Origin of the sequence: Microbulbifer bruguierae (assembly GCF_029869925.1) — a bacterium.
Classification (GTDB): domain Bacteria; phylum Pseudomonadota; class Gammaproteobacteria; order Pseudomonadales; family Cellvibrionaceae; genus Microbulbifer; species Microbulbifer bruguierae.
In genome coordinates this window covers 167,927-193,335 of the sequence record NZ_CP118605.1, presented here as the reverse complement: position 1 = coordinate 193,335, position 25,409 = coordinate 167,927, and the positions used below count along the sequence as shown (strand labels likewise).

Annotated in this window: 26 protein-coding genes and 3 tRNA genes; 7 read left to right on the top strand and 22 right to left on the bottom strand. The window is 55.1% G+C overall.

Annotation, left to right across the window (positions count from 1 at the left end):
- Positions 1 to 20 precede the first annotated feature (20 nt).
- Entirely contained in the window at positions 21 to 1,217 is a 1,197-nt protein-coding gene (locus PVT68_RS00890) for an amino acid aminotransferase (RefSeq protein ID WP_280320689.1), read from the bottom strand.
- Positions 1,218 to 1,304: 87 nt separating this feature from the next.
- Positions 1,305 to 1,826, bottom strand: coding sequence for a MarR family winged helix-turn-helix transcriptional regulator (locus PVT68_RS00885; protein ID WP_280320688.1), 522 nt, complete (start codon positions 1,824 to 1,826; stop codon positions 1,305 to 1,307).
- A 384-nt stretch (positions 1,827 to 2,210) separates the two neighbouring features.
- Between PVT68_RS00885 and maiA the strand changes: the two genes are divergently transcribed.
- On the top strand, positions 2,211 to 2,846 hold the full coding sequence (maiA, locus tag PVT68_RS00880) for a maleylacetoacetate isomerase (RefSeq protein WP_280320687.1): 636 nt from the start codon (positions 2,211 to 2,213) through the stop codon (positions 2,844 to 2,846).
- Between the two features lie 155 nt (positions 2,847 to 3,001).
- Here the strand turns inward: maiA and PVT68_RS00875 are convergent, their stop codons facing one another.
- The gene (locus PVT68_RS00875) at positions 3,002 to 3,946 is read right to left on the bottom strand and encodes a mechanosensitive ion channel family protein (RefSeq protein WP_280320686.1); all 945 of its coding nucleotides are present in this window, start codon (positions 3,944 to 3,946) and stop codon (positions 3,002 to 3,004) included.
- Positions 3,947 to 4,049: 103 nt separating this feature from the next.
- Positions 4,050 to 4,925, bottom strand: a complete 876-nt coding sequence (locus PVT68_RS00870; protein WP_280320685.1) for a 2OG-Fe(II) oxygenase — start codon at positions 4,923 to 4,925, stop codon at positions 4,050 to 4,052.
- 308 nt (positions 4,926 to 5,233) lie between these two features.
- On the opposite strand from PVT68_RS00870, the gene PVT68_RS00865 reads away from it, so the two are divergent.
- On the top strand, positions 5,234 to 5,746 hold the full coding sequence (locus tag PVT68_RS00865; protein WP_280320684.1) for an LEA type 2 family protein: 513 nt from the start codon (positions 5,234 to 5,236) through the stop codon (positions 5,744 to 5,746).
- A 134-nt stretch (positions 5,747 to 5,880) separates the two neighbouring features.
- On the opposite strand, the gene PVT68_RS00860 is transcribed toward PVT68_RS00865, so the two are convergent.
- The 3 genes from PVT68_RS00860 to PVT68_RS00850 are packed head-to-tail and all read right to left on the bottom strand — an operon-like array spanning position 5,881 to position 7,744.
- Entirely contained in the window at positions 5,881 to 6,243 is a 363-nt protein-coding gene (locus tag PVT68_RS00860; RefSeq protein ID WP_280320683.1) for a hypothetical protein, read from the bottom strand.
- A gap of 52 nt (positions 6,244 to 6,295) precedes the next feature.
- Positions 6,296 to 6,850, bottom strand: a complete 555-nt coding sequence (locus tag PVT68_RS00855; protein ID WP_280320682.1) for a sigma-70 family RNA polymerase sigma factor — start codon at positions 6,848 to 6,850, stop codon at positions 6,296 to 6,298.
- Positions 6,851 to 6,862: 12 nt separating this feature from the next.
- On the bottom strand, positions 6,863 to 7,744 hold the full coding sequence (locus PVT68_RS00850) for a DUF6249 domain-containing protein (protein ID WP_280320681.1): 882 nt from the start codon (positions 7,742 to 7,744) through the stop codon (positions 6,863 to 6,865).
- A 382-nt stretch (positions 7,745 to 8,126) separates the two neighbouring features.
- Between PVT68_RS00850 and PVT68_RS00845 the strand changes: the two genes are divergently transcribed.
- Positions 8,127 to 8,435 carry a YebG family protein gene (locus PVT68_RS00845; RefSeq protein ID WP_280320680.1) on the top strand — a complete coding sequence of 103 codons (309 nt, stop codon included), beginning with the start codon at positions 8,127 to 8,129 and terminating at the stop codon, positions 8,433 to 8,435.
- A gap of 105 nt (positions 8,436 to 8,540) precedes the next feature.
- Here PVT68_RS00845 and PVT68_RS00840 read toward each other — a convergent pair whose 3' ends face one another.
- From PVT68_RS00840 to PVT68_RS00825, 4 genes are all read right to left on the bottom strand, one after another.
- Positions 8,541 to 8,930 (bottom strand): MAPEG family protein, encoded by a 390-nt coding sequence (locus PVT68_RS00840; protein WP_280320679.1) that lies wholly within the window; start codon positions 8,928 to 8,930, stop codon positions 8,541 to 8,543.
- A gap of 76 nt (positions 8,931 to 9,006) precedes the next feature.
- Positions 9,007 to 10,302 (bottom strand): amidohydrolase family protein, encoded by a 1,296-nt coding sequence (locus tag PVT68_RS00835; protein ID WP_280320678.1) that lies wholly within the window; start codon positions 10,300 to 10,302, stop codon positions 9,007 to 9,009.
- Entirely contained in the window at positions 10,302 to 11,678 is a 1,377-nt protein-coding gene (locus PVT68_RS00830) for an amidohydrolase (RefSeq protein WP_280320677.1), read from the bottom strand. Before PVT68_RS00830 ends, PVT68_RS00835 begins: the two co-directional genes overlap by 1 nt.
- A gap of 196 nt (positions 11,679 to 11,874) precedes the next feature.
- Positions 11,875 to 12,198, bottom strand: a complete 324-nt coding sequence (locus PVT68_RS00825) for a hypothetical protein (protein WP_280320676.1) — start codon at positions 12,196 to 12,198, stop codon at positions 11,875 to 11,877.
- Between the two features lie 168 nt (positions 12,199 to 12,366).
- Here PVT68_RS00825 and PVT68_RS00820 point away from each other — a divergent pair, with 168 nt between their 5' ends.
- Positions 12,367 to 12,747, top strand: a complete 381-nt coding sequence (locus PVT68_RS00820) for a YchJ family protein (RefSeq protein ID WP_407666116.1) — start codon at positions 12,367 to 12,369, stop codon at positions 12,745 to 12,747.
- 34 nt (positions 12,748 to 12,781) lie between these two features.
- On the opposite strand, the gene PVT68_RS00815 is transcribed toward PVT68_RS00820, so the two are convergent.
- On the bottom strand, positions 12,782 to 13,990 hold the full coding sequence (locus PVT68_RS00815; RefSeq protein WP_280320674.1) for an RtcB family protein: 1,209 nt from the start codon (positions 13,988 to 13,990) through the stop codon (positions 12,782 to 12,784).
- 130 nt (positions 13,991 to 14,120) lie between these two features.
- Between PVT68_RS00815 and PVT68_RS00810 the strand changes: the two genes are divergently transcribed.
- Positions 14,121 to 14,849: a pseudouridine synthase gene (locus PVT68_RS00810; protein ID WP_280320673.1), complete on the top strand. Its 729-nt coding sequence runs from the start codon at positions 14,121 to 14,123 to the stop codon at positions 14,847 to 14,849.
- Here the strand turns inward: PVT68_RS00810 and PVT68_RS00805 are convergent.
- The 5 genes from PVT68_RS00805 to PVT68_RS00785 all read right to left on the bottom strand — a co-directional run bounded on the left by PVT68_RS00805 (position 14,846) and on the right by PVT68_RS00785 (position 16,834).
- Positions 14,846 to 15,433, bottom strand: a complete 588-nt coding sequence (locus PVT68_RS00805) for a TrmH family RNA methyltransferase (protein ID WP_280320672.1) — start codon at positions 15,431 to 15,433, stop codon at positions 14,846 to 14,848. The genes PVT68_RS00810 and PVT68_RS00805 overlap by 4 nt on opposite strands.
- Positions 15,430 to 15,795 carry a hypothetical protein gene (locus tag PVT68_RS00800; RefSeq protein ID WP_280320671.1) on the bottom strand — a complete coding sequence of 122 codons (366 nt, stop codon included), beginning with the start codon at positions 15,793 to 15,795 and terminating at the stop codon, positions 15,430 to 15,432. The genes PVT68_RS00805 and PVT68_RS00800 overlap by 4 nt, the downstream gene beginning before the upstream one ends.
- A 204-nt stretch (positions 15,796 to 15,999) precedes the next feature.
- Positions 16,000 to 16,074: transfer RNA gene (locus tag PVT68_RS00795), tRNA-Glu, on the bottom strand.
- 168 nt (positions 16,075 to 16,242) lie between these two features.
- Positions 16,243 to 16,461, bottom strand: coding sequence for a hypothetical protein (locus PVT68_RS00790; protein ID WP_280320670.1), 219 nt, complete (start codon positions 16,459 to 16,461; stop codon positions 16,243 to 16,245).
- Between the two features lie 297 nt (positions 16,462 to 16,758).
- Positions 16,759 to 16,834, bottom strand: a tRNA-Met gene (locus PVT68_RS00785).
- Positions 16,835 to 17,186: 352 nt separating this feature from the next.
- Between PVT68_RS00785 and PVT68_RS00780 the strand changes: the two genes are divergently transcribed.
- Positions 17,187 to 17,263 (top strand) — tRNA-Arg (locus PVT68_RS00780).
- 69 nt (positions 17,264 to 17,332) lie between these two features.
- On the opposite strand, the gene PVT68_RS00775 is transcribed toward PVT68_RS00780, so the two are convergent.
- The 5 genes from PVT68_RS00775 to PVT68_RS00755 form a co-directional block, all read right to left on the bottom strand.
- Entirely contained in the window at positions 17,333 to 18,511 is a 1,179-nt protein-coding gene (locus tag PVT68_RS00775; RefSeq protein ID WP_280320669.1) for an aromatic ring-hydroxylating dioxygenase subunit alpha, read from the bottom strand.
- Positions 18,512 to 18,728: 217 nt separating this feature from the next.
- Positions 18,729 to 19,382 (bottom strand): glutathione S-transferase family protein, encoded by a 654-nt coding sequence (locus tag PVT68_RS00770; protein ID WP_280320668.1) that lies wholly within the window; start codon positions 19,380 to 19,382, stop codon positions 18,729 to 18,731.
- 50 nt (positions 19,383 to 19,432) lie between these two features.
- Positions 19,433 to 20,098 (bottom strand): hypothetical protein, encoded by a 666-nt coding sequence (locus PVT68_RS00765; RefSeq protein ID WP_280320667.1) that lies wholly within the window; start codon positions 20,096 to 20,098, stop codon positions 19,433 to 19,435.
- Between the two features lie 115 nt (positions 20,099 to 20,213).
- Positions 20,214 to 20,960, bottom strand: a complete 747-nt coding sequence (locus PVT68_RS00760) for a hypothetical protein (protein WP_280320666.1) — start codon at positions 20,958 to 20,960, stop codon at positions 20,214 to 20,216.
- A gap of 224 nt (positions 20,961 to 21,184) precedes the next feature.
- Positions 21,185 to 23,794 carry a TonB-dependent receptor gene (locus PVT68_RS00755; RefSeq protein ID WP_280320665.1) on the bottom strand — a complete coding sequence of 870 codons (2,610 nt, stop codon included), beginning with the start codon at positions 23,792 to 23,794 and terminating at the stop codon, positions 21,185 to 21,187.
- A 745-nt stretch (positions 23,795 to 24,539) separates the two neighbouring features.
- Between PVT68_RS00755 and PVT68_RS00750 the strand changes: the two genes are divergently transcribed.
- Positions 24,540 to 25,400 carry an NAD-dependent epimerase/dehydratase family protein gene (locus PVT68_RS00750; protein ID WP_280320664.1) on the top strand — a complete coding sequence of 287 codons (861 nt, stop codon included), beginning with the start codon at positions 24,540 to 24,542 and terminating at the stop codon, positions 25,398 to 25,400.
- Positions 25,401 to 25,409 lie beyond the last annotated feature (9 nt).

The window sequence follows — 25,409 nt, the reverse complement described above, 5'->3', positions numbered from 1 at the left end:
GACGGCTGCAAGCGCTCCTGTCAGGACTCCAGGACTTCAGTAACGGACTGACAGAAATACGCCATATTGCTCTGACTCAGACCAGCAATACTAATGCGGCTGGAATCTACCATATAAATAGAATATTTCTGTTGCAGCTTCTGCACCTGTTCAGGATTAATCCCCAGAAACGAGAACATGCCCTTCTGCTGCCGGATAAAACTGAAGTCGCCAACGGCACCGGCAATCTGCAGACTCTCAACCAGACCTGCACGCAAGCTATTGATGCGTTCGCGCATTTCGGTCAGCTCTGCCTCCCAGTTTGCCCTTAGTCCGGCGTCGGTAAGAATCGACTCCACAATCGCACCACCGTGATTCGGAGGCATGGAATAGTTGCCGCGCACCACATTCAGCAGCTGACTCTGACCGCGATCCGCCGCCGCGGCGTCGCTGTAGATCACCATAGCGAGGCCGACGCGCTCGCGATACAGGCCAAAATTTTTCGAGCAGGACGCGGCCACAAGAACTTCCGGCACAGATTCTGCCATCAGGCGCAGACCGTAGGCATCCGCCTCCAGACTCTCCCCGAAGCCCTGATAGGCCATATCGATAAATGGTGTGAAGCCCTGTTTCTGAGCCATTTCAGCCAGTACTTTCCACTGTTCACGACTGAGATCCGCACCGCAGGGGTTGTGGCAGCACGCGTGAAACAGCACCAGATCGCCCTCGCCGACATTCTTGAGGGTTTCCACCATGGCGTCGAACCGGAGACTGCTGGTGGCGCGGTCATAGTAGGGGTAACTCTTAATCTGCAGACCCGCATTGCCCAGCAGGGGCACATGGTTGGCCCAGGTAGGATCGCTCACCCAGATAGTCGCGCCGGCTTTGGCCCGGTTTGTAAATTCCGCCAGTACGCGCAGTGCGCCACAACCACCAGGGGTTTGCGCGGAGCGCACACGGTTCCCCACCAGTGCCGGGTGGCCAGCGCCCAATACCAGCTCCTGCATGCCGGTATTGAATTCCGGCGTGCCCGCAGGCCCGACATAGGCCTTTGTTTCCTCGCTCTGCAACAGACGGGTTTCCGCTTCTTTCACTGCCTGCAGAACCGGGGTATGGCCCGCTTCGTCTTTATACACACCAACGCCCAGATCAATTTTGTGTGGATTGGTGTCTGCGCGATAGCTGGCCAGCAGCCCCAGAATCGGATCCGCGGGCAGGCTGTGCAAATGATCAAACATGGTAACTCCTGGTAATTCGACGAGGCGCACGTGTGTCAGGGCGCCTTCTGAAAAATTCGCGGGAATGACGACAGGCGAGCGATTGGCTTAGTCAATCAGCCCGCGGTTTTCCCAGTCCTGCGCCCGCGCCATCAGCTTTTCAATAATGCTGTCGAGCTGGCCGCGCTCTTCCGAGGAAAGTGAGCTCATCAGGTCATTTTCATACTGTTGCGCCAGCGGCACGATGCGGTCGTAGACATCCCGCCCGAGCTCCGACAGGTTTAACACCTGGCGGCGGCGGTCGGCGTGGTCCTCGCTGCGGGTGATGTAGTCGTTCTTGATAAGAATGGACACCGCGCGGCTGATAGCAACCTTGTCCATCGCCGTCTGCTCAACCAGATCCGCTGCGGACAGGTCGGGAAAACGTCCGAGAATCGCCATCACGCGCCAGGCAGGGATAGTGAGGTCGAAGCGCGCGCTATAAGCATCCGCGATGGCATTACTGACGCGGTTGGAAAGTACCGACAACCGGTACGGCAGAAATTTCTCCAGCCGCAGATCGTCCGGACGCACCGCATCGATGGGATCAGTCAGCTCTGCGGTTTCGCTTCGTGTGTTATCAATTGTCATCGCGCTTCATTCACCTGCTGAGGGACGGGGTTGTACCAGAATTCAAATGTAACTAACATTGGTTTCAAATGTAACCACTGCCGCAGAAAATTTTGGCAGCCTCAGGCTCCCAACGGCTGCCGATGCGGGTGCTCATCAACACGTCCAATCGACCAGAAGGGCTTCCCAAGGCAGCGATCACGGTTGAATAGATCGATAACCAGGTACACCCGTACAACCTCAGACGAAATCGGCCGCGCATTATACGGGGTTTGACGCCATTTTTGTCAGACCAAAGGCTGTTTCGCGCAAACAATTTGCGCGAGCGTATCAGAGCCACTTTCGGGTTGCCCAACCTCCAGCTTGCACCCCCAAGAAAGGGGCGCATGGACAGGAATCAATTGAATGGAACTGCACGGCTACTTTCGCTCCTCCGCCAGCTATCGGGTACGTATTGCGCTCAACTTGAAAGGTCTGGATTACGAATACCACCCGGTAAACCTGCTAAAGGGAGAACAGCAGGAATCAGAGTATCGCCAGCTAAACCCCCAGGGATTAGTGCCAGCCCTGATCGAAGGGGGCGACGTTCTGACGCAATCACTCGCGATACTGGAATGGCTGGAGGAGCAGTATCCAGAACCCTCCCTGTTACCCCGCAATGCCCTTGATCGCGCCCGGGTACGCGCACTGGCTTACAACGTTGCCTGTGACATCCAACCAGTACAAAACCTGCGCATACTCAAATACCTGCAATCAGAACTGGGCGCCAGCGACACGCAGAAAGTGGCGTGGATACGCCACTGGATCGATGGAGGCTTTCAGGCCCTGGAGATCCAGCTTGACGGACTGAGCGGCGAATTTGTAAGCGGATCTGAACCGGGCCTGTTCGAATGTTGCCTGATTCCGCAGATCTACAATGCCGAACGCTTCGGCATGGAAATGCACAACTACCCCAATATTGCCCGGATTGCAGCAGCCTGCGCATCTCTGCCTGCATTTGAAAAAGCGCGCCCCGAAAACCAGCCCGACAGCACACTCTGAGACCTAATATTTAACAGCGATTACAGTGCTCTCAGTGTACGGAGAGCCCTCAGCGCATAGAGAGCCCTCGGCGCATAGAGAGCCCTCAGCGCATAGAGAGCCCTCAGCGCATAGAGAGCCCTCAGCGCTTAGAAAGCCCCCAGTGTTAAATACACTCAGACCTCTTTCTGCAAAACCCCGGTCGCATCCCTGATCGTCAGTGTGCGATGCGGGAACGGAATTTCAATCCCCGCGTCCTCCAGAGCTCGCTTCACAGCCGTCACTACCTCGCCGCGGGATGCCCGCTCCTGCAGAGGCGTAGAACCACCCCACCATGTGACCTCAATATCGATGCTACTGTCCCCAAACGCGCGGGGGAAAATCTGGATCGGCTCGTCGTCACGGACCATTTCACAGCCCAAAACCGCGTTCTCGATCACTTTTACCGCCGCGTCCACATCCTCGCCGTATCCCACGCCGACATAAATGGTAAAACGCCGCTTGTTGCGATCCGTAAGAATTTCACAGGGATTCTTGAACAGAAACAGATTGGGCACAATCACCAGCTCTCCCGTTGTACGGCGAATCGTGGTGTTGCGCACTTCTACCGCCTCAACCCGCCCCTCCACCTGCTCGCACTTGATGACGTCTCCCGCCTCGAAAGGAAAGCGCCACAGGATCAGAATTCCGGCAAAGAAGTTTTCAAACATATCCTTGAACGCAAATCCCACCGCCACCGAGAGCAACCCCAATCCGCCCAGGGCCCTGGCCGGCGTCAACCCCGGAAACAGGATCATCGCGGCAATCAATAATCCCAGCAGCCAGATGACGATTCTCGTCAATCGCACCAGCAGATCGTGCAGGGATGAGCGTTTGGTGGTTTTTCTGGCAAAACGGCGGGTAAATTTCCCGGCGACAATAGACACCCCCCAGGTCAGCAGCAGCATCACCAAACCGGCAACGAAGAACGGGATATGCCCGAGAAAAGCATTCCAGATATCCAGCATGGATCCGGTCACCGCCTCAAGCACATGGGAAAACGAGGTTGGCGCTACCTTGGCCAGTTCGAGTGTTTCGGCTAGTTCTTTGGTTTTGTCGTCGACAGGGGGTTGTGCCTGCACGGTGCAGCTCACGGGGCTCAAGCAAGAAAAGCCGAAAGTGAAAAAATGAAACATAAAGTACATAGCCGCCGAAATCGTCCAGCCGCTGCTCCCAGCCAGGTTGTCAGTCCTCTTCCGTCACATAATCCGCTTGGCGCAACCACTTGGTCGCGATCCATTTCTCGCCCTCCCCTACCGGGCTACCTCCATGCAGGGTCTGGTAATCCAGTTCACCACGTTCGTTGGCATACGAGAAAAACAGACCGCACCCCTTTTTCGGTAAAATTTCCAGTGCCAGCTTTGGGAATACCGTTGCCCCTCCCGCGACGACGTCATTAAGGTACATGATCAGGGTGCCCACACGCTGCCCGCCATGTGACAAAACCTCCCTATGACCCGCTCGTTCGGGGCTGAAAAAATCGTAATGGGGCCTGTACTGTGCTCCGCGCTCGTAATGCAGAATCTGTAGTGGCTCCCCTCTTCGCGCCGACACCCCCAGCAACCGGGCGATACGGTTTTCAATCGCCGCAATCAAGGGACATTCCGCCCGCTGAAAACAGGCACCATAACTGGTGCGCGCCTCCCCCAGATCAAAGGCGCCGTTATCTGAGTTGACCACCCGGGATGGCTTCAATTGTGGACGAGAGAGCTCTATGAGGGCATTACACTCACTGGCAGATAGAAGGTTGCCAAAAAGTATGAGATTGGGACTGCGCAACGACAGCAGGACTTCCACCCGCTGTGTGTCCACAGGGATATTATTCGTCTGCGGCTCGAACAGACGGAAGCGCTGACCGGAATCCGCTTGCGCCCGGGGCAATCGGCAATCTGGGTCTCCGCTTCCACCAAAATCGGCGATGCACTGCTTCACCGCCCGAGAAATACTGGGCTGGTAACCTGCTCGCAGCAGCGCCTCGACCATCACCGATGGCTGCTGGCCAGCTTTTACCGCGTCGCGGATCCACTGCTGAAGGTCCGGCTGAAGTTCGGCAAACTCCACGGAATACTCCTTTTAAACGCCCCCGCTCATTGCCTTTGCAGCTGTGGTGCGCCACCCAGATATTTGTTATTCGATATTTGGCACTGCAGACCCTGGATGACGCTTCAGCGACAGGTTCTGAAACGCGACCTGAGTATAGTCCCCGCCGGATATTCTTGTGTTGAACCCAATCCGTACGCTACTACTACCGCTGGATCCTGTACCGATACCCCTCCACCGCTGAACCGGACGTCACAGAAATGGTCTAGACCTGAAACAACGCGGCCACTAATTACCGGGGGAACACATTGAATAGCTTGTACTTGTATATGAAGTGGAATAGAAAAAATCTGGTCGACATCGCCGGCACACTGCGCACACGGGCGTTTGTACTATTGCTGTTGGCCTTGTCTATACCGGGTTGTGCCACCCTGTCGCCGGAGTTTGAAAAGCCGGAAGTGCAGCTAACCGCGCTGGAACCCCTGCCCGGCAACGGTAGTGGCGACCTGCGTTTTCGCATCCACCTGCGCGTGTTCAACCCCAACAACCGTGAATTGTCCCTGTCCGGCCTGTACTACACCCTCAAATTGGCGGGCCACAAGGTGATCACAGGTACATCGAGTAACCTGCCGGTGATCCCAGCCTACGGTCAGGACGCCATCGTGGTAGACGCCTCGGCCAACATCATGGGGTCGTTTATGGCAGCGGCAGAGCTCATTCGGCTGCAGGGAAACAGCGTGCCCTACGAACTGGAAGCAAAGTTAGGATTGAGGCAGTCCATTCTGCCCGCGATTCGCGTAACCAAACGCGGTGAGATAGATCTGGGGCAATACCAACGCTAAGCCCCCGGGATCGGGGCCAAACTTCCCTAAATTCGAGAACATGGAACCAAAACGTAAAAGTGAGAGGAAGAGAAGAGTCCGGGGCCTGTTGAGACAACGGCCCCAGCTATTGGGAAAGCGGATACGGGGAAAGATCAGCGCCGAGCTACCAAGATACCGCCAGTCATGGCCGCGATGGAGCCGAGAATACCCAACCCCATGAGACTGTAGAGACTGATACTCTGCTGGGCTGCCTGCGTGAGCACCTGTTCGAAGGGGAACTGCCAGCAGACAATGGCGGACGCCGCGACCACGGCCGCGTACTGATAACGGGTCGCCCGACGCTCGGCGCGCTTCGCCGGCACCGGCGGCAGTTCCGCCATAACACGCTCGCAAAAGCCGTCATCATCGAGATGAGGCTCACTGAACTGCAACTGCTGCGACAGCCATGCATCAAAGTCCGGCTCACCCTCCAGGGCACCGTGCGCGGACTGAACAATACCGTCTTTGATCACCATACCTGTAGAACCACCCGTTGTGTTCCGGGAACCTGCTGATTGATGTTTGAAATCAGCCACCGACTACCTCCTCCCGCCAGGCCTGAAGCAGCGTCTGCAACTTGGCTCTTGCGCGATTAACGTGAGATTTTACCGTGCCTAGCGGCAACTTCATAATACTGGCAGCCTCCTCATGGGAAAAACCGCGCTGCATACACAGATGTACCGCTTGCCGCTGGGCTTCACTCAACTCCCCCATCGCCGTATTCAGATCTCTGGCCATACCCAGCTGCTGCGCCTCTTCGACGCTCTGCTGAGCCTGGGCACGGTCAACCGCATCCTGATCCACATCCGGTGCGTTCTTGCGTTTGTAGCTCATGACCAGATTGTAGGCAATACGGTACAGCCAGGTACTGAAGCGCGCATCCCCCCGAAATGCAGGCAATGCCTTGTAGGCCTTGATAAAGGCCTCCTGCGCCATATCGTCGGCCAGCCCCTGGTCGCCATCACACAGCTGACGAAGCGAGAATCGCAGCTGTGACTGATAGCGACGAACCAGCTGGGCGTAAGCCCGCTGGTCCCCGTCATCGACGACGCGCCTGATCAGATCCTCATCATTGAGGTTCATGGGTCGCCGTCCTTAACCTGCTTGCTGGTGATCGAGCTTCCAGTTGATATAGCGTGCCACACCGATAAACAGCGGGATCAGGCCCAGGCTACCCACCCCCACACCGGCGGCGGCAGTGAGCCAGATAAAGATTGCCGCGCCCACAGCCATCAGGGTAAATCCGCGGTCCCTGGTACTCCCAGTGCTCTCTCCTTCCAGCGCGTCCAGCAGCTCCGGCGGGATATCGCGCCCCTCGGAAACCATACGATTGATGTTCTCCATCACCAGCTGCTTTTTGCGATAGCTGTTGCGGGTGACCAGCCAAACAATCAGGATGGGGGTACCAAAAACAGCCAGGATGGCAATCACGGGAATAACCAGTGCAATGTCAGAATCATCCGAGTCGCTGTAGTTATAGGCGTAGACCTCTGCCTTGCGCTCCAGATCCCGCGCCGCGCGGGCGTGCTCCCGCGCCTGCCGGGCATGTTCCCGGGCCATTTCCGTGGAGATACCGATGTCGATATTGCGCGGCACCGATTCCAGCGATTCCTCGATCACCAGGCCCTGCTCGTCGAGTACGCCCTTCTCCTTGAGCTTTTCATAGATGCGCCGGGTCACCGCGCCGCCGAATTCTTCACCGAGATCGATCTCGACATTGGCCGTTTCACCGTTCTCATCCCGGGCATGGATCCGCAGGCTGCCGTCCCCCTGACGCAGGATACGCACCTGTTTAGTCGCCTCTTTCTCTACCGGTTCCGGCGCTACCACTGGGGCTGGTGGCGTCGGCGGCTGGGGCGCCTCGCCGACCTCGTCCTGTGCCCACAGGGATCCGGAAACCCCCATACTCAGAGTGGCTGCGACGGCAAAGGCCCAGATGGGCATGCGTTTACGCATGGTGGTGTTACTCGCTCTCATTGATGTTATCTCGCTCTTGCAATTTACCTGATCGCGGTGCTTTCAGTGATACTTCCCCCGCAACCATCCGCACGGCAAAATCAGTCGTCGGATCAACTGGCGCAGGATTGTACCTTTTTCGACCAGTTTGTATCAGGGGTACCGCAGCAGCCGCCCGTTTCAGTGCGACTTTTACCTTTCAGCAGATGGACGTGGGGAGAGCCGCATTTGGATGCAGAAACTCTGAGCAAATTGCTATGTGACCAGTTCACCCTATACCCCCACCGGTTTCCGCTCGGCCGTTGACACTGAACATCTATACAGATACTGTACATGCATCCACTTCAATAACAACACACGGTTATTGCCAAGAATAAACGCCCAAGACCATCAGGAGGCCCTTATGGCGGTAGTAGCAGTCTGGAAATGCGATAGAGACGGAGCCATGTTCGACAACAAAAAAGATGCCGAAGAACACGACAAAATGCTGGAACTGGCAGCCAACATCACTGCCCTGATCGAGCGTCATGTTGATGGCGTTTCCGAGCAAGCCAGTGAAGAAATTGGCCTGATGCTGGCCAAGCGCCGCGAAGTACTGGCCAAGGCCTGTAAAGGAAAGCCAGAAGATTTACTGACAGAAGATGACGCTTTCGAAGAACAACCCGTAGCCCACGGCGAAGAAAACGTCACTCCCCTGGCCGCCAACCAGTAAGCGGTTGCCGCAGGCTCATACGATACCCGTACAAGCCTGCGCAGATTCCATTCCATCCCTGTACTCTGCCCGGCTTGCCGGGCTTTTTTTCACTCCGTTTTCTTCTCAGAACACAGACAGAATGTTAATCACCGCCAGGATAATGATCACCAACCAGGTGAGCGCAGTGCCGACAAAACGCCCCGGGTGATAGCCTCCTTTCCCGCCGATCAGGCCAATCGCGTGCAATAAACGGGCGAACACCAGTGTCGAGCCCAGGCTGTGCAGCCACAGTGGTGCCAGCCCGTTGATTTCTGCCGCCATTAACAGGAGCAATGCGATAGGGACATATTCCGCCGCATTGGCGTGGGCCCGCACCAGCACCTCACCCTGTTTATCGCCACCAGTTCCGATACCAATTTTTTTACCGCGGCGAAACCCAACCACTCTGAATGCCAAAGCAATCATCAGCAAGCCACACAACCCGGCATATAACGCGGTAACTTCAACACTCATCAGCTTTTCCAACCTGTTTCATACTTTTTTTTGCGCTACTTCTAACTTGCACTTTATAACGCTAACAAGTAGCAACTTATCGTTCGTAGGCATGCCCGGTACCTGCTTTAGGGTGCAGATAGCGATCCCGCAGGCGCGTTGAGCGATTCACCAGGGACTGCGGCTGGCCATCAATCAACAGCATTTCCGCATAGGACGTCACCTCCAGTGGGTCCCCACTCCAGACGACCAGCTCGGCCAGGTTACCCGCCGCCAGAGTCCCCCCTTCGAGTCCAAAAATTTCCGCAACATTGGCCGTAATCGCTTTGATCCCATCCTCATAGGGCAATCCGTAGGCAACCGCATTACCCGCGCCCTGACGGGACAGGTAGCTATTGTGTGAGCCTGCATAACCAGGGCCACTGATCGCCACGGTTACGCCGGCCTTGTGCAGCAGCGCTGCGTTATCCATGCGCGCCCCGAGCGCTTCAAACGCGCTGGGAGTATTCCCCAGGGCGTCGATCACCACTGGCACCTGTGCATCGGCCAGGGCGTCTGCCACCATCCATCCTTCGGCCGCGCCGAGTATGATCAGTTTCAGGTTGAACTTCTTTGCCAGTGCCAGTAACTGCAGGATGTCGCTGGAGCGGTCGGCAGCAATCAACAGTGGTTGCTCGCCACTCAACGCTGGCTGCAGTGCATCCAGATCTTCCAGCGAATAGTCCAGCTCGCGCCAGTCGCCACGGCGAACCGCAGCGCGGTTAGCCGCATATTCCCCAGCCTGACTCAGCGCCTGTTCAATCTGAGCATACGCCAGTGCACGGCTGCCACCGGCCAATTGTGCACCGGATTCACCAAAGTATACTTTCTGTACCAATCCGGTTTGGGTGACGCTGTCATAACCTCCAGTGAGTTTGATGGCGAATCCCTGACCGGCAAAAATCTTTTCCTCGCTGCCGGGAAGTACCACCGCTCGAGTCAGGCCCCCGGCGCGATTGAATGGAATCAATGTGGACTGCGGATTAAATGCCACCGCAGGATCAAAACCAGCACCGAGCGGCGCGTCGCTGATGGCACTGTCATTGGTAGATGCCGCTGCGCCGATTTCGGTAAGCCCCAGTTCGCTGCTGGGAGCAATAATGCCCGGCGTCACCACCTTGCCCTTGCCGTCGATCACGAGGTCCGCGGTCACCGCGTCCAGGTTCTCTGCAATCTGCTCAATGCGCCCATCCCGTACCAGCATGTCTCCGACTGTCAGAGTGCCCTGCTCATCCAGGGTAATAATTTTCGCACCCTTGATCAGCAGGGTGTCAGCGAACAGCTGAGGCGCTGCACCGGCAACCAGCGCGGCCAACAACACCCCATAAAATTTGAATCGCGTATTCTTGTTCATTATTGCTGACCTCCTTCCGGCAGGCGCTCGCCTTCCGCATCGAGAATGCCCAGTTCAAAATCGCTGTGAGGCTGTCGCGAGGGATCGTCGCGGTCATACATCAGCACACCGTCAATGAAGACCTGATCCGCTTTGGCATAGACACTGAAGGGATTACCCGACCAGATGACCACATCCGCCATCTTGCCTTTCTCCAGGCTTCCGGTGACCGCGTCGATACCCAGGGACTTTGCCGGGTTGAGCGTCATCCAGGTAACCGCGTGCCGGGGCTCGATATGGAAGCCGGCGCGCTGCCCTGCCACCATGGCCTTAGCCGTCTCCTGATTAAGATGCTGGATGCCGATGGCAGAATCCGAATGGATCATGGCACAGGCCTTGGCCTGGTCGACGATGGCGATGTTTGCCTCGGTCATATCAAACGCTTCGTGCTTGAACCCCCACCAGTCCGCCCACATGGCCGCACAGACTTTGTTCTCCGCGAGCAGGTCGGCAACCTTGTAGGCTTCTACCGCGTGGTGAAAGGTGGAAATCTGGAAATCGAACTCCTTGGCAATATCCATCATGATCGCCATTTCCTCACCGCGATAGCAGTGGTTGTGTACCAGAATTTCGCCATTCAGCACCCCCGCCAGGGTTTCCAGCTGCAGGTTCCGCTCTGGCTCTTCCCCGCCCTTGCCCTGGTAGTCCTGCCACTTGTCCCTGTACGCTGAAGCTTCGATCCACGCCTGGCGGTAACCGGCGACGTTGCCCATACGGGTGGATGGCAGGGAGCCCTTGCCACCATAGACCCGTTTGGGGTTTTCTCCACAAGCCATTTTCAGGCCGTAGGGAGCGCCGGGAAATTTCATATCCTGTACGCTGCGGCCGGGGACATTTTTCAGGGTTACGCCGCGGCCACCGAACAGGTTGGCCGAGCCAGGCAGAATCTGCAGCGTAGTCACGCCCCCTGCCAGCGCCAACGCAAACTGGGGATCCTGTGTCCACACCGAATGCTCTGCCCAAACCTGTGCGGTATTCGGCGCAGTCATTTCGTTACCGTCCTGGGAAGACTCGATGGCCGGCGCGGGGTAGTCCCCCAGGTGAGAGTGCACGTCAATGATGCCGGGAGTAACCCACTTGCCCCGAGCCTCAATAACCGTCGCTTTGCGTGGGGCCTTCAGGTCTTCACCCAGCGCCGAAATTTTGCCGTCTTTTAGCAGCAGATCGGTATTAAGGCGTTGTTCACCGGTGCCCGTGAGTAGCGTGGCACCGCGAATCAGCACTGGCGTAGCTTCATCAGCTTTATAGGTAGAAGGGAAAGTATCCTGTCGGGCGAAGTCGGCTTTTCGGGCTTCCGGCTTATCGCCACCTCCACAAGCCGATAATAGGCCAATCAATATCGTACTGCCTACCCAGCGAAACACCCGCTGTACTCGAATGTCAGCGCAGATTATCGACGGCGATAACTCTGGAGTTTGATACATGCCCCCTCCCGGTTTTCAATTATTTTTAGTAGCTGTGTTTTTGTAACAGCATTCAATGCTAACAGCTATGACGAAAACTATTACGTGTTCCTCAAGTCAGGCGGGCGAGTTAATAGTGCAGAATCTTGATAATACGCTCCCCATTGTCACACTCCCCCACTACTTCGGGCTCGGAAATCTTTGATCCAGCCTGAATCACCTTGTTGGACGGATAGGAAACAAAACAGGCGTAATTGAAGTTGACAGCCCAGTTGCACCGAATCAGACCGTCGTCCTCCTCGTAAAACCGCTCCTGGCAGAAACTCAGGTAGGGACTCTGGCCACCGCCAACACGGTCCTGAACCGAGTCCTCCGACTGTGCAGAGACAAGTAACGGCAACTGGCACACCAATAACACCAGGAGAAAACCGGAAACTCGATACCAGCGCTTCATAACAGCACCCGCGATACGTATTCACCACTCTGAATAGCCTAGCAGCTACGGCGCGCCGTTCGTTAAATTCGCGCATCAAACCCACGCACACGTGGTGACCGAGCGGTCTACCATCTTCACTGCTATCATTGCCCTCTATTCAGCAAGCCCAAGAAAATCTGCAACGCCATGCCTCACAACTGCCCCTGCAGCTCGGGAAAGCCTTTTGCCCAGTGCTGTGATATATATCTTTCCGGCAAAGCCTACCCAAACAATGCAGAAACCCTGATGCGCAGCCGCTACAGCGCCTACGTCACCGGTAACCTCCCCTATCTCCGCAAAACCTGGCATCCCGACACCTGCCCCGAGCTCAGCCCGGAGGAATTGACTACCCAGTGGTCTCGACTGGAGGTGATAAGGAGTAAACTGGGACTGAAAAAGTCCATTGTGGAATTCAAAGCGTGGTATTTGGAGGGGGACATAGAGCATGCCCTTCATGAAATTTCACTGTTCAAGCTGCACAAAAAGCGCTGGGTATATGTGGAACCCCTGAGCGACTTTCCCCAATAGACTACAGCCCTGAATCAATCAGAGCTGTAGCCACTCAGCCTTTAACGCAGATCACCTGTTTCAGGGTATGCACCACATCCACCAGATCCGTTTGGTTCTCCATCACCTGGTCAATATCTTTATAGGCCGCCGGGATCTCATCAATTACCCCTTTGTCCTTGCGACACTGAACCCCCATTGTCTGCGCTACCAGATCCCTTGTGGTGAATCGCTTGCGCGCTGCTGTGCGACTCATGCGTCGCCCCGCACCGTGAGCACAGGAACAGAAAGCTTCCGGGTTCCCGCGGCCACGCACGATATAGGATCGGGTACCCATGGACCCGGGAATAATTCCCAACTGGTCATGCTGAGCACTGATCGCCCCCTTACGGGTAACGAATACATCGCGCCCGAAATGCTGCTCGCGCACCACGTAATTGTGATGGCAGTTGATCGCTTCAGAAGTCAGTGTGAACGGTGGCAACTGTCCCTGTAGAACCTCCAATACCAGCTTCATCATCTCCTGACGATTGACCCGCGCATACTCCTGCGCCCAGTGCACCGCGTCGACATATTCATCGAAGTGCGGATTTCCCTCCTGGAAATAGGCCAGATCACGGTCTGGGAGGTTATGAATATGTCCCTCCATGTCCCGTTTTGCCAGCTGGATAAAGTGCTGACCAATGGCATTCCCTATTCCACGGCTGCCGGAGTGCAGCATTACCCAGACAAAATTGTCTTCATCCAGACAGATTTCGATAAAGTGGTTCCCACCACCGAGTGTCCCCAACTGAGTTACCCAGGTCTCCTGGGGATTACGCAGCTTCTTGAGCAATTCTGGATGGCGGGCAAACAACAGGTCGGCACCAGAAGCGAGATTTTTCGCTGCATTTTCTCGGGCGTGAACCTGTTTGTGGCGCGCGAAGCCCACCGGCACCTGAGCCTCAATCGCATCCTGCAGCGGCTTCAGGTTGTCCGGTAACTGATGAGCATGCAGGGACGTGCGCACGGCATTCATGCCACAGCCAATATCAACGCCCACCGCCGCCGGAATGATTGCTCCCAGGGTCGGGATCACCGAGCCTACCGTTGCGCCAATACCCATATGTACGTCCGGCATCGCCGCCACATGAGAATATACGATGGGAAGCTGGGCAATATTCTTCAGCTGTTGCAATGCCGAATTTTCAATATCCGAGGTGAAGATTTTTACCGGTACAGAACCCGGCTGTGCATTGTTATTAAGTACCATTTTTACAGGCATAACGATTTCCTTGTTTACACCAATCGATTGTTTGGTCACCGCCCTTAACGAAGCCCGCTCATCGGGTGTGAAGATCGCAACTGCTCAGCATATAATGCTGTCGCTACCCCCCATACCCCAGAACAGCTGAATGACTCCGGAATTAATCTACGACGACCCGTACCTGGTTGCCGCCTACAAACCAGAAGGCTGGCTGGTTCATCGCTCCGATATCGACAAACACGAAAGCCGGATTCTCCTTCAGTATTTGCGCGATCTTGTCGGCTGCCACCTGTTTCCGGTACACCGTCTGGACAAACCTACCTCCGGTGTCATCCTATTTGGCAAGAGCGGCGAAACTGCCGCCGCCCTACAAGCGCAACTGAACAGCGACACCTCAGTTAAAAAATACCTGGCGATTTGCCGCGGCTATTGCCCGGAGCAAGGGGTGATCGACCATCCCCTGCCACCGGTTGCAGACTTCAAACACCAGCGTAAACGCCCCAAGAGTGAACTACCTCGCCAGAGCGCAATTACCCGATACCGGCGTCTGGGCACCGTAGAGCTTCCCTATGAAGTCGACCGATATCCCAGTAGCCGATACTCTCTGGTCGAGGTCCAGCTTGAGACCGGCAGGCGCCACCAAATTCGCAGGCACTTCAAACACATTTCACACCCACTAATCGGCTGCCCAAAATACGGAAAATCGACACATAACCGTCTGTTCGCCGCAGAATACAATTGCGCAAGACTGCTGTTACACGCCTACGAGCTGTCGCTCAACCACCCGGTTACCGGCGAAAAACTCACACTGGTCGCCAACCCCAGGGGATGCTTCCAATCCTTGCTGGAAACCTTTGGCTGGGTGTTGCCGACTTAACCTGCAGACTTTCTGCGGCTGACAAACTCTCGGCGCTGGCGAGTCACCTCATACAGCACTACGCCGGTGGTTGTGCCAAGATTCATGCTTTCTATGATTCCGCACATAGGAATATTGATACAAAAATCACTATTCTCCACCGCCAGATCACTGATTCCCTGCGCCTCACTGCCGAACCACACCGCGAGCCTTTTGTGCGTATATCGCCCTTGATGCAACACTACATTCCGCTGCCCTTTGGTGTGTGGAGAAGTCACTACAGAGACGAACTTGTGCTTTTCAAGATACGCCAGGCACGACTCGGTACTGGGAAAGGTTTTTACAAAACTCCACTTTATCGCCGAGGCAGACACCTTCAGCAGGCTTCGTCGATCTCGCATCTGCTCCCAGCTTTCCGGCAGTACCTTTCGACTATCCACCACGTAGATTTTTTCCGCCCCCAGCGCATTGGCGTTACGGATTGCTGAGCCGATATTCATGATGTTCATCGGGTTTTCCAGCACGACAATGAGGTTTTTGCAGCGGAGCCCTTTCACTTTATCCGCCCTTTTGCGCAGATTGCTCTTTTCTTCCTTGATGTTCACGAAAACTCCTTGATAAATCTGTTTTCTTTCGGGGTAAATCGATCCCGCCCCGAACGGGATCTGCCCGCACTCTGAATCTTGATAAACGTTACCCTGTCGCTCGTGCGATACCCCCGCGCAATCAGGAATTCCTTTGCCGCCTCACGGTCTGCGGGGGAAACCTGATTTAACACCACCTGTGTGGGCAGTATCTGCTTACCACTACACCAGGCCAAAAAACCGAGCAGGCTTTCACGGCTTGTCGCCGGGCAAATGATCTGGAGAACGCTGACCGGGTATTCCCGCATCAATTGCTTGGCTCCAACGTAATTTGTAGCTGTCAGTCCCGCGCCAAGTTCACGGGCACCAATAAACAGTCTCATGGGTACCTCCCTTGACTGTTGGCATTGTTTGGCGGGCGGCCCCAGGGTTCTAACCCGGGACTCGAGCTTCAGAGGCTTGCGCGTTTCCAGCTACTCTGATCCGCCAATTTTCTAAATTCACCGCCCCGACCTCGCGATGAGCACGACTGACCTGTTGCCAGCCCCTTGCAACGAATCGGGAGAAGGATTTGACCGCTGCACAATTGGTATCCCCAACGGGGCTCGAACCCGTATCTGCTGCTTGAAAGGCAACTGTCCTGACCATTAGACGATGGGGACCGAAATCATTACGGCAAACCTATTGAGACTGCCGTCGACACTGGCCGTAGTGGTTTCACATACATTTCTTCAGGCAAAAGAAAACCCGGTTAACGAAGTTCGCCAACCGGGTTCTCGAAAATTTAGCTCAAGCAACCGGCCGGCACGCAGCCGACCGATTGGGTCGTGCTACGCTTTTAAACGCTCACCACTTTCAAATCCCTTTCCTTGAAGCACTACGTCATCAAGGTTCGCCAGTACTATTCCTGCTGGCCTGGGGTAATCCGAAAATTGCACCTCGTCAAAACCCGTGCGTAAAACACTGGCATGTGAAACACAGATACGCGCATTCCGCTCCCGCAACCGGGCAGAATTTAGTAACTCGCTGTTTCTTTGCAGATTCAACATGGTGGTGTTCCTTCGCTTCGCTCTATTCGTTTTAAAACACAGCGCCAGAAAGCCCTTTGGCGAAAAGAGTATGTATTCTCTCCAGCCACGTATAAACCTATCAGGTTCCCCCGGACTTTCAACCCCAAAAAACATATTTTTCTTTATTTTTCAATGACTTAATAAACTTTGAGCGAGCCATCACCTGCCGAAAGATTCAGCATGAAAGTGTGGGCATGGGTGCCGGTGTGCACGCAATTTCATTGGCTCAGTTCAGTCTCGTTCTCGGCAATATTTGCAGCATTTCTTCCTTCCAACTGGTAGTCCGCGGCGGGCTCGAACCGCCTCCCTTCGCTTATGAAGCGAGCGCTCATACCGGATGAGCTATCGGACCAATAAATAACAGACAACAAAAAGCCCCCGTAAGCGAACCTACGGGGGCGTTTTGTTTCCACATCCGCGAGGCTCGCGCCTCCCGGGTACAAGGAGGCCGTTATGTCAGACTTTTCTCGTCACGCATGAACCCACCGCACAAGCATGGCTGCAGTGCGGGGCTTATCCGGGTGAAAATTCTGGGCAATGTGGTCACAACAATCTCCTCTAAATTCACTGTGAATACTAGACGCTCAGGAAGATTAAACAATAGCCATACTCGAGAATGTAGCGCCCGAATCTGCATAAATTGAATCGAGTTGTCATGTTTTGCTTGACTCACGTGCCATGAGTCATTATTGTGCGCCACCTACGCGCTCGTAGCTCAGCTGGATAGAGTACCTGGCTACGAACCAGGCGGTCGGAGGTTCGAATCCTCCCGAGCGCGCCAACTAAAAAGCCCGATCCAAATGGATCGGGCTTTTTCGTATGACCTTCCCTCAACCGAATCCGAATGGTGTCAGGCGGACTCCACCTGAGGGATTCCCCCCTGAGTACCCACTTCAGCTGCACTGGCAGAATTGCCCTCTACGAGCGGCACGGTTTCAAGTGCCCACTTCAGATGCGGATTGGTTCTGCGTGCAGGGGAAGGAATCGTGAAAACCTTTTCCCCCTCGAATGCCTTCATCGCTCGGGTGTCTATCTTCCAACCCATTTCAATATGCTTGCGCCGGATCATGCGCCAGGCACTCATAAATTTATCCTGCTCCACGGACACCTCATGCTCCAGGGTCTCGGGAAGGTAGTTGGGTGAAAGCGCTTCAACAATATCCGCATCCTCCTGGAATACTTTACTGGTGCGCTTGATCGACCCCTTGTCGAATATGGGGGACTTGAAGAAGTTGCGCACCTGTACCGCGAACGAGCGCGTGGTATTTTCGTCTACCGGAGTGTTGGCATCGAAGATAATCATTTCCATCCAGGAGTTCACCTTGATCTGCAGGCGCACACAGTGACCAGGCAGGTAGAACGACGGCGTGACGTGGGTGGCCGCCTTGTCCTTGCGGAAAAACTTCAAAAGCCCGAAATTGCCCTGTAATTGGGGCGGATACAGGACGTTGGAAGAGCGCCCCCAATAGTCCCCACGTTCGACTTCGAGGATTTTGTTCTTGTCCGCCATTTCCCGATAACCAAACCCGGGGTGCACAAAGGCGGTATGGGCGATATCAATCCCATTTTCCACCACACGGTCTACGGTGCCCTTCCAGGTAAACTCCAGAGATACCGGCCGCCAGTTCGCCTTGTCGTCATATTCCGGGAACTCGGGTATGGGGTAGCGCTCGGACTCAGGCAGATCCCCGAGGAACACCCAGATCATGCCGTAGCGTTCTTCCGTGGGATAGGCATCGATTCGTGCGCGCTCGGGAATCGGCGCGCCCTCTCCACGGGAAGGAATAAACTGCACCTTGCCCTCCGCATCGAATTCCCAGCCGTGGTACGGGCAGGCGACACAGTTGCGCTCGGTGGTCCAACCATTGGACAGGGATCCACCACGGTGGATACACACATCACTAAGACAGTGCACTTTTCCCGTCTTGTCCCGGTAAAGAACGAAATTCTGCCCGAGCAATTTGGCCTTAACTGGCTTGTCTTTTACTGTTTTTGACCATTCGGCCACATACCAGAGATTGGTCAGCATCTTTCGCCCCCCTCCAAGTGAAATTTTGGCACCCAAATTTTGAGGCCTTCCAGTACTTCTCCCGGCGCATCTTCCGGTGCTAAATGTTTACGCACGCTCTCGCTCACGGGATCACTTTTTCATGCAGTCTAGCGTCAGAATCAGACGGAATGTTGACTAATATCAACTGTATCTACCACCTGCCAGGCCGGCACTCCACCGCACTGTGGCCAGCCGTTCAAGCGGTTGCCCTGGAACCGGCAAAAGCACGAAACGCTGTACTCACGCCCTGCAGGGTTTCCCGTATCTCGGGAATCCTATCCATGCCCTCCCACCAGCCGGAAAACGCGGGGAAATCCGCCAGGATTTCTTTCTTTCCCAGCCCTTCCAATAACAGAAATAGATAAAGCACACTGGGGGCAAGTGCGATATCGCCGAGATCCAGCGCCCGTTCCGCCAAAGAGCCTCGTGCCGCAATCAGTCTTTCTCCTTTAGCCAGCTCGGTATGCAAGGCATCCAAAGTGGACGCTGTTACCGCCTCCCCAGCCAAAACCGATTTAAACAGCGGAAACAATGCATTGGGAGCCAGGTGGAGATCCGCATAACGAGCGAGTTCACGCATCTTGCCCCGGGCCAGCGCGTCCTTCGGTATCAGGGACGGGATCTCGCCCCCGATCTCCTCAAGGTATTCGAGAATCGCCCAGCTCTCTCCCAGATAACGTCCGTCATCTAATTCAAGTATCGGTACTTTGCCGAGCGCAAAGCGTTTCAGAAAGCCTTCGCTACGCAATGGCTCAGGTGGAGGAAGCACCTCCACCGGTAGGTTTTTCAGTTTGATCTGCGCACAGACACGTGCGCCGTAAGGGGAATGGGGAACGGTGTATAACTTCACGATCACTCCTGGTTTGCTTTCCCGTTATCAGCAATGGTCTTTACAAGCTGTTAATTAAGCAGGTGCAACCCGTAAGCGGCGTTGACCAGCAGGCCGACCCAGATCAGATACACAAAAGGCCTACAGGCGGCAATACTGCCTCGGATGGTCCGGTTCGTGTGATCATCTGCACCTTTCTGCAGTAGTGTGCCCCAGGCAACAATAAAATTCTTCAGACGCACACGAATCATCAAGCCACAGAAAACAAGCAACGCAAACACAGCCAGTTTGATCGCCAGCCAGTTGGAGGAAAAGATGGCGTTGCTCAACAAGGCCCAGGCGGCGACCCCAAGCAGGCCGGCAATCAGCACTACCCGCAGGGCGAAATCCAGCCGGGTCAATACCGGAATAAACCCCTTGCCGTGGCTGAAATGCAACACAGCAACCAGGGCAAACCAGCCCAGACAAATCGCCCACGCAGCGACGACTACCCACACCGGCACAGAAAACTGACCGGTCAAAAAGGCCAGCTGCAGACCCAGAGGCAAAATCAGAGGCATGCAGAATCGCGGCCCCTGATCACAGCCCATCATAATGGTCAAAGCGGTACTGCGGGCCTGAGGGCTAAGGTCTTCCCGCGCAACAAAGCGGCTCGCGTAAAAGGTGCCAAGATCGCCTCCCAGCCAGTAAACGAAACAGAGGTTATGAAAAAACTTGATCAGTAAATAGACACTCATAATAGGCAACTGGGCATGTTTGTTAGGTATTGATTCCGGAGGGTGTTCAGAGATTACCGCCCCACTCTTCAGGCCTCACTATATGCGTGAGGCCGGGAGGGCAAATTGATAAAGGTCACAGGAGGCTGGAGGAAAATCTCCCTGGCCACTGCCCCTGCATATCCGTAAGACGAATCATCCAGTCGCGGCCCGCCTGATTCCAGCGATAGGCATGCAGTAAGCCGTCAGCGACCCAGAAACGGGTGTCATCCCCATACTGCTCTCCCGAATACTGGTAACAGTCCAGGGACGCGCCCAGAGGAATGTTCGACGCGTGATCCGGGAATACAGGAAAAGAACACTGGCGCGGTATCGCTGTCCGTGTGGCGGTGGAGGGTTCAAGCAACTTTCCCTTCTGTGCCGGGTCCTTGATCCAGGGAATCAACACCCTGGCGGAATGCCCGGAGCCTGTGTCCGCGCCCCGTGAAAGAATTCCACCTAATGCCAGACCGGTATACACCCTCAGCAATGGGAAAAATACTCGCTCACTTCTGATATAGCTGCGCGCTGGCTGTCCAGCAGGCCTGTGAAAATAACGCGCAGATGAGTCGCTCTCGCGGGTAAATATTGCTGAGGACACCCGAAGCCCAGAATCCACCCACGATACCAGGCAACGGGTGATCTCCCCCTGAACCAATTCCGCACGGGCGCTCAGACGTAGCGATATCGATGAGACATATCGTTCACTATCCAGCCAGAGTTTGCGCTGGCGCCTGTACAAGCGCCAGCGCTCTTCAATGGGTTGCAGCTCACGATCAAGAAAATATTCGTAACGCCCCGAGGCAATCAGCGCATCATCAGAGGAACCGAAAATACAATTCATGGAGTCTCGTACACCTTGCCAAACAGATATCTATAACGTGACAGCGCGTTCAATCTGCCGGGTAACATCCTCACAGTACGGCCTGCACCACTTTTACCTCGTCGGGGACATTTAAGATGATCGTGCGCATAATAATCTTACTACCAATACCTCATCAAAAAAGGCCGATGGAAGTGCGCACAGACTAGACGCATTCCACCGGCCCGATTAAGGAGCAGGACTAGTTAGAAGTCGTAACTGATCGTGGCGCCGTAGGATGGCCCCATACCAGTGGCAACAATCATTTTACTGAACTGACTCAACACAAATACCCCACCCACATATTCCTCATCCAGAATATTCTTGCCCCACAGGTTAATACGCCAGTGATCGGCAGAGGACAGAGAAATATTCGCGTTGGTGATCGTCCTGCCTCCGGCATAGGCCAGGTTCAACGGCGTTATATACTGTTTGGACTGGTAGTTGCTATCCAGACGCGCCCGCAGCGACCAATCACCAAACAACTCAGTCTGGTAATTGATGCCTACCGAGCCCTGCCACTCACTGGTACGCGCCAGCTGGTTTCCACCTACGTCCGAGTTTCCGCACATCGTGGGAGTCGAGGGAGCGGTCTCAATGGACTCATCACACTGGTAATTGATATACAGCGCACCCTCTTCAAAGGTCACGTCATCGTCATAGGTCGGGTCCGACCAGGACAGTGCAAAGTCTGTACTCCAGTGATCCCCCAGCAGCCAGCGGCCATCGACCTCAAACCCGAGCGACTCTGCATCACCGATATTGGCAACCAGGGTGGTGTCTCCAAGCCCGCCACTCTGGGGTGCCTGGGAACCCTGAATATCTTCCCAGTCAATCAGGTAGAGCGCCGCGTTCAGTTGCAATGCACCGTCCAGCAGCCAGTTCTTACTCCCAACCTCATAAGTCCAGTTCTGCTCCTCATCGTATGTGAGGTAGTTCTGGTCGGAGGTATTGTTAAAGCCGCCGGACTTCACACCCATGGCCGCCGAGGCATACAGGAACTGGTCGCTATTGAGGCGGTACTCTGCAGTGAGGCGCGGGGTGAAGTAATAGAAGTTCGCCTGGTCTTCCGGGATGACAATATCGGATGGCGCAAATCCACCCGGTGCAATACCGTTACCGTCTGTAAGGCGCACAATGGACTTGTCTTCCTCGGTGTAGCGCATCTCACCGCGCAAGGTAAAATCCTCGCTCAGGTTGTAAGCCAACTCGGTGAATACTGCAACGATGCTGTCGTCATACTCGGTATGCGCCGCTTGGGCTCCATGCCAGGCCGCCAACCGCTGTGAGGTCTGGTCAGAGGCACCAGCCAGCGGCGAAGGCACGCTGCCGTCCGCCGGCAGGTTACAGGCCTCTTCGGCCGAAATACCGTAGTCCACCCCCGCATTAAACGGAGAACACAGCGGCATAAACAACGTTATCTCGTGGCTTTCGTCACTGATGTTACTGTAAAAGAAGCCGACGGCACCCTCCCATGAATCACCGGAGAAGTTCAGGCGCAGTTCGTGGGAATCACTTTCGAGCTCGGAAATTGGGCGTCCACTGAAACTGTTCACATACGCGAACTGAGGGATCACTATCGGGGCGCCGAAGGGCGGAGTGATAACCTGTACTCCCCACGGAGCGGTAACCCCGGCAAGCGGGTCGCGATCTGCGGAACCACCATTGGTCTTGGAGTCATTGCTCGTCATACCAAACAGGTATTCGAAACTGGCGTTGTCACTGATTTCCAGACTGGTCTTGAAGCTCAATACTTCCGTTTCCGCCACCGCACCGTAGGAACGCGGATCGATGGTAATGGCGTTGTGCCCGGTATCAGCAGGGATACCAAGTCCCGCTCCGTAATTCACAGCTGCACTGCTCGGCATGGTAGGCACTTCGCCGCACCACCAGCTGTTGCCTGTAATGCTTTGTCCGAAATTGGTAGCGCGAGTGACCGAATTACAGTTCATGTCACCATACATGCTAAACCCCCAGGCCACGTTGTTGAGACCTGTCATCACATAATAGGGTTGCGACTCTCGCTCGATTTCGGAACGGTAATAGTCGAGTTTGAAATTGAGTTTTTCATTGGGACGCAATTCCAGTGTGGCCGATACAGTCTGATCATCCCAGCCACCCACATTGCCAGTCGTACTGGGACCGGGCGCATCCACATCCGCATAGGGGTGATCATTCTCGGTATGACCATCGTACTCGGTGCGGGCAATATTAAGTTTGCCCAGAAGTACATCGCCGATAATCGGGCCGCTCACGCTGACTTTAATATCCTGACGCTCATTGTCGCCGAGAGTAGTCTCGACATTGGCCTCGAAAGTCTCAGTGGCGGGGCTGGTGATATAGTTCACCGCACCCGCAAACGCATTGCGCCCGTACATTGCGCTCTGCGGCCCCTTGACCACTTCAACCCGTTCCATATCCACCAGGCCGAAGTTCATCATGCTCTGGCTTTGCAGGTGAATACCATTCAGGAAAAACGCCACGTTCTGGGTGCGCGCAGTGGTAAAGGTCTGGGCCATTCCGCGAATTACCGCGTTGCCGTTAGTACCACTGGTGGAAAAGCCCTCATAGGTAAACCCTGAGGTAGATGCGGCAATATCCTCGAGCCCGGTATAGGCTCGCTGCTTGATTTGCTCGCTGGTGACCGGTGAAATAGAGATGGGCACCTTCTGCAAACTCTCGCTGCGACGTCGCGCAGTAACCACCACCTCTTCAATGGATTGAATGGATTCGTTAATTTCCTGCGCGCTGACCGTGACCGGCGAGCTCGCAATGGCGATTGCGGCCGCCAAAACGTGTTTATTGTATTTATACATCCCCTTGCTCCCTGAGTTGAAAAAACTACGGCTGAACTTTTTCGGGGCGATAAGTCAAACAACGGCCTCTTCTATCGCCACTTTGCATCTAATTCGTAAAAACCATCTCCTGACAACGATGTCCCCAAGATCACATCAAATTATGAATTTCGCCTTCAAGCCCGAACCTTGAACGAAAAGTCGCAAATCAATTCGCCTTCTGGCTCTACTGTGGCTCTCCCGCGGCGATCCAATATCGCTCCAGACAGGTAAAGCAATTGTGACTTTCGATTCATAACCATTGACTTGAAAGTCTCACACGCTGAACATTTCCCTCGCCAAGCAGATAAGGCGAGGTCCAGATTCGAACCCCGCTCAACCGGATGGCACTTGCGATAAGCTACCTTCCGAATCTATTGCGGCGCCTATTTGCGAGAAATGATAAAAATCAATTTGCCGAAGCAAATGCTCCTCACCCCTGACCTCCGGGCCGGAACAGCCCCGCTCCCCCACGACAACTACCAACCCTTTGGCAGCACTGAGCCCTGCTTCCCCATTGGCACACGGGAGGCCCATGCCACAGGGAGATTGCCCCGGAAGTCGCCCCCGCCCGCATTGACTGTAGCGCTTTTTGATATTGGTCAATGAGGGCGCAAGGTGCTTTCCATAGCGTGAGAGGCTGTTGAAAACGCTCTCACGCTGACACGGCACCGCAACTCACCTGCCGCCGCCAGCCAAAACGACAACCATACAAACGGAGTGGGCGATGACGATCCTGATTCTGGGGATGGGCCATGTAGGCAAGGCGCTGGCACAAAAACTCAAAAGTGACGGCCATCGGGTGGTTGGTACCACCACGACGGCGGCAAAAGTAGAGCCTCTGTCTGCGATCGTCGACGAGGTTTTTGTGTTGCGTGGCAGTGAAACCGAAAAAGTGGCGAAAGCAGCCGCTGACTGCGACCAGATAGTGGTGACCGTAGCACCGGATGTAAAAAATACGCGTACCGTTGAGGAGCGTCACGCGCACTATCGGGAAGTACTGGTAGAGAGCTGCCACAGCGCTGCACTCACCGGAAAGCCTACCGTGTTCCTGTCCTCTTTTTCGGTCTACGGCGACGGTGGCGACGGCACTACACCAATTACCGAGGAAAGTCCCACCGCCAACCATGAGGAACCCTCTTCACGCTACTACCAACAAGCGGAACAGGAGATCCTCTCTGCCGGCAACGGCTGTGTACTGCGTTTTCCCGACATGTATGGCGCCCCCGGTGACCTGAGTTTTCCCGAGCGGGTCAAGCTCGCCCATACCTACTTCGGTGGCAAAACGCTATTTGGCGCCGATGCCCTGCTCTATGCGATTCACTTCGAAGATGTGGTGGAAGCGGTGTACCACGGGATCAACAACAAGTTGCGCGGCATTTTCAATGTATGCGATGACCAGCGCATCCCGGCTACCAATAAAGAAGTATTCGATGCGATCTGCGCCGCAGAAGGCCTTTCAATGCTCGAATACCTGAACCAGATCAAAGCGCCGCAACGAAAAATTTCTGCGGAAAAGCTCTACCGCACCGGCTACTGCGTAAAGCATTCAGATCCAAACAAACACTATCTCTCGCAGCCGGCATAACCGACCAGA

Coding starts and splice junctions, on each gene's coding strand:
- PVT68_RS00890 (WP_280320689.1), bottom strand. CDS start 1,217: ATGTTTGATCATTTGCACAGCCTGCCCGCGGATCCGATTCTGGGGCTG.
- PVT68_RS00885 (WP_280320688.1), bottom strand. CDS start 1,826: ATGACAATTGATAACACACGAAGCGAAACCGCAGAGCTGACTGATCCC.
- maiA (WP_280320687.1), top strand. CDS start 2,211: ATGGAACTGCACGGCTACTTTCGCTCCTCCGCCAGCTATCGGGTACGT.
- PVT68_RS00865 (WP_280320684.1), top strand. CDS start 5,234: ATGAAGTGGAATAGAAAAAATCTGGTCGACATCGCCGGCACACTGCGC.
- PVT68_RS00860 (WP_280320683.1), bottom strand. CDS start 6,243: ATGGTGATCAAAGACGGTATTGTTCAGTCCGCGCACGGTGCCCTGGAG.
- PVT68_RS00855 (WP_280320682.1), bottom strand. CDS start 6,850: ATGAACCTCAATGATGAGGATCTGATCAGGCGCGTCGTCGATGACGGG.
- PVT68_RS00850 (WP_280320681.1), bottom strand. CDS start 7,744: ATGAGAGCGAGTAACACCACCATGCGTAAACGCATGCCCATCTGGGCC.
- PVT68_RS00845 (WP_280320680.1), top strand. CDS start 8,127: ATGGCGGTAGTAGCAGTCTGGAAATGCGATAGAGACGGAGCCATGTTC.
- PVT68_RS00840 (WP_280320679.1), bottom strand. CDS start 8,930: ATGAGTGTTGAAGTTACCGCGTTATATGCCGGGTTGTGTGGCTTGCTG.
- PVT68_RS00835 (WP_280320678.1), bottom strand. CDS start 10,302: ATGAACAAGAATACGCGATTCAAATTTTATGGGGTGTTGTTGGCCGCG.
- PVT68_RS00825 (WP_280320676.1), bottom strand. CDS start 12,198: ATGAAGCGCTGGTATCGAGTTTCCGGTTTTCTCCTGGTGTTATTGGTG.
- PVT68_RS00820 (WP_407666116.1), top strand. CDS start 12,367: ATGCCTCACAACTGCCCCTGCAGCTCGGGAAAGCCTTTTGCCCAGTGC.
- PVT68_RS00815 (WP_280320674.1), bottom strand. CDS start 13,990: ATGCCTGTAAAAATGGTACTTAATAACAATGCACAGCCGGGTTCTGTA.
- PVT68_RS00810 (WP_280320673.1), top strand. CDS start 14,121: ATGACTCCGGAATTAATCTACGACGACCCGTACCTGGTTGCCGCCTAC.
- PVT68_RS00800 (WP_280320671.1), bottom strand. CDS start 15,795: ATGAGACTGTTTATTGGTGCCCGTGAACTTGGCGCGGGACTGACAGCT.
- PVT68_RS00790 (WP_280320670.1), bottom strand. CDS start 16,461: ATGTTGAATCTGCAAAGAAACAGCGAGTTACTAAATTCTGCCCGGTTG.
- PVT68_RS00775 (WP_280320669.1), bottom strand. CDS start 18,511: ATGCTGACCAATCTCTGGTATGTGGCCGAATGGTCAAAAACAGTAAAA.
- PVT68_RS00765 (WP_280320667.1), bottom strand. CDS start 20,098: ATGAGTGTCTATTTACTGATCAAGTTTTTTCATAACCTCTGTTTCGTT.
- PVT68_RS00760 (WP_280320666.1), bottom strand. CDS start 20,960: ATGAATTGTATTTTCGGTTCCTCTGATGATGCGCTGATTGCCTCGGGG.
- PVT68_RS00755 (WP_280320665.1), bottom strand. CDS start 23,794: ATGTATAAATACAATAAACACGTTTTGGCGGCCGCAATCGCCATTGCG.
- PVT68_RS00750 (WP_280320664.1), top strand. CDS start 24,540: ATGACGATCCTGATTCTGGGGATGGGCCATGTAGGCAAGGCGCTGGCA.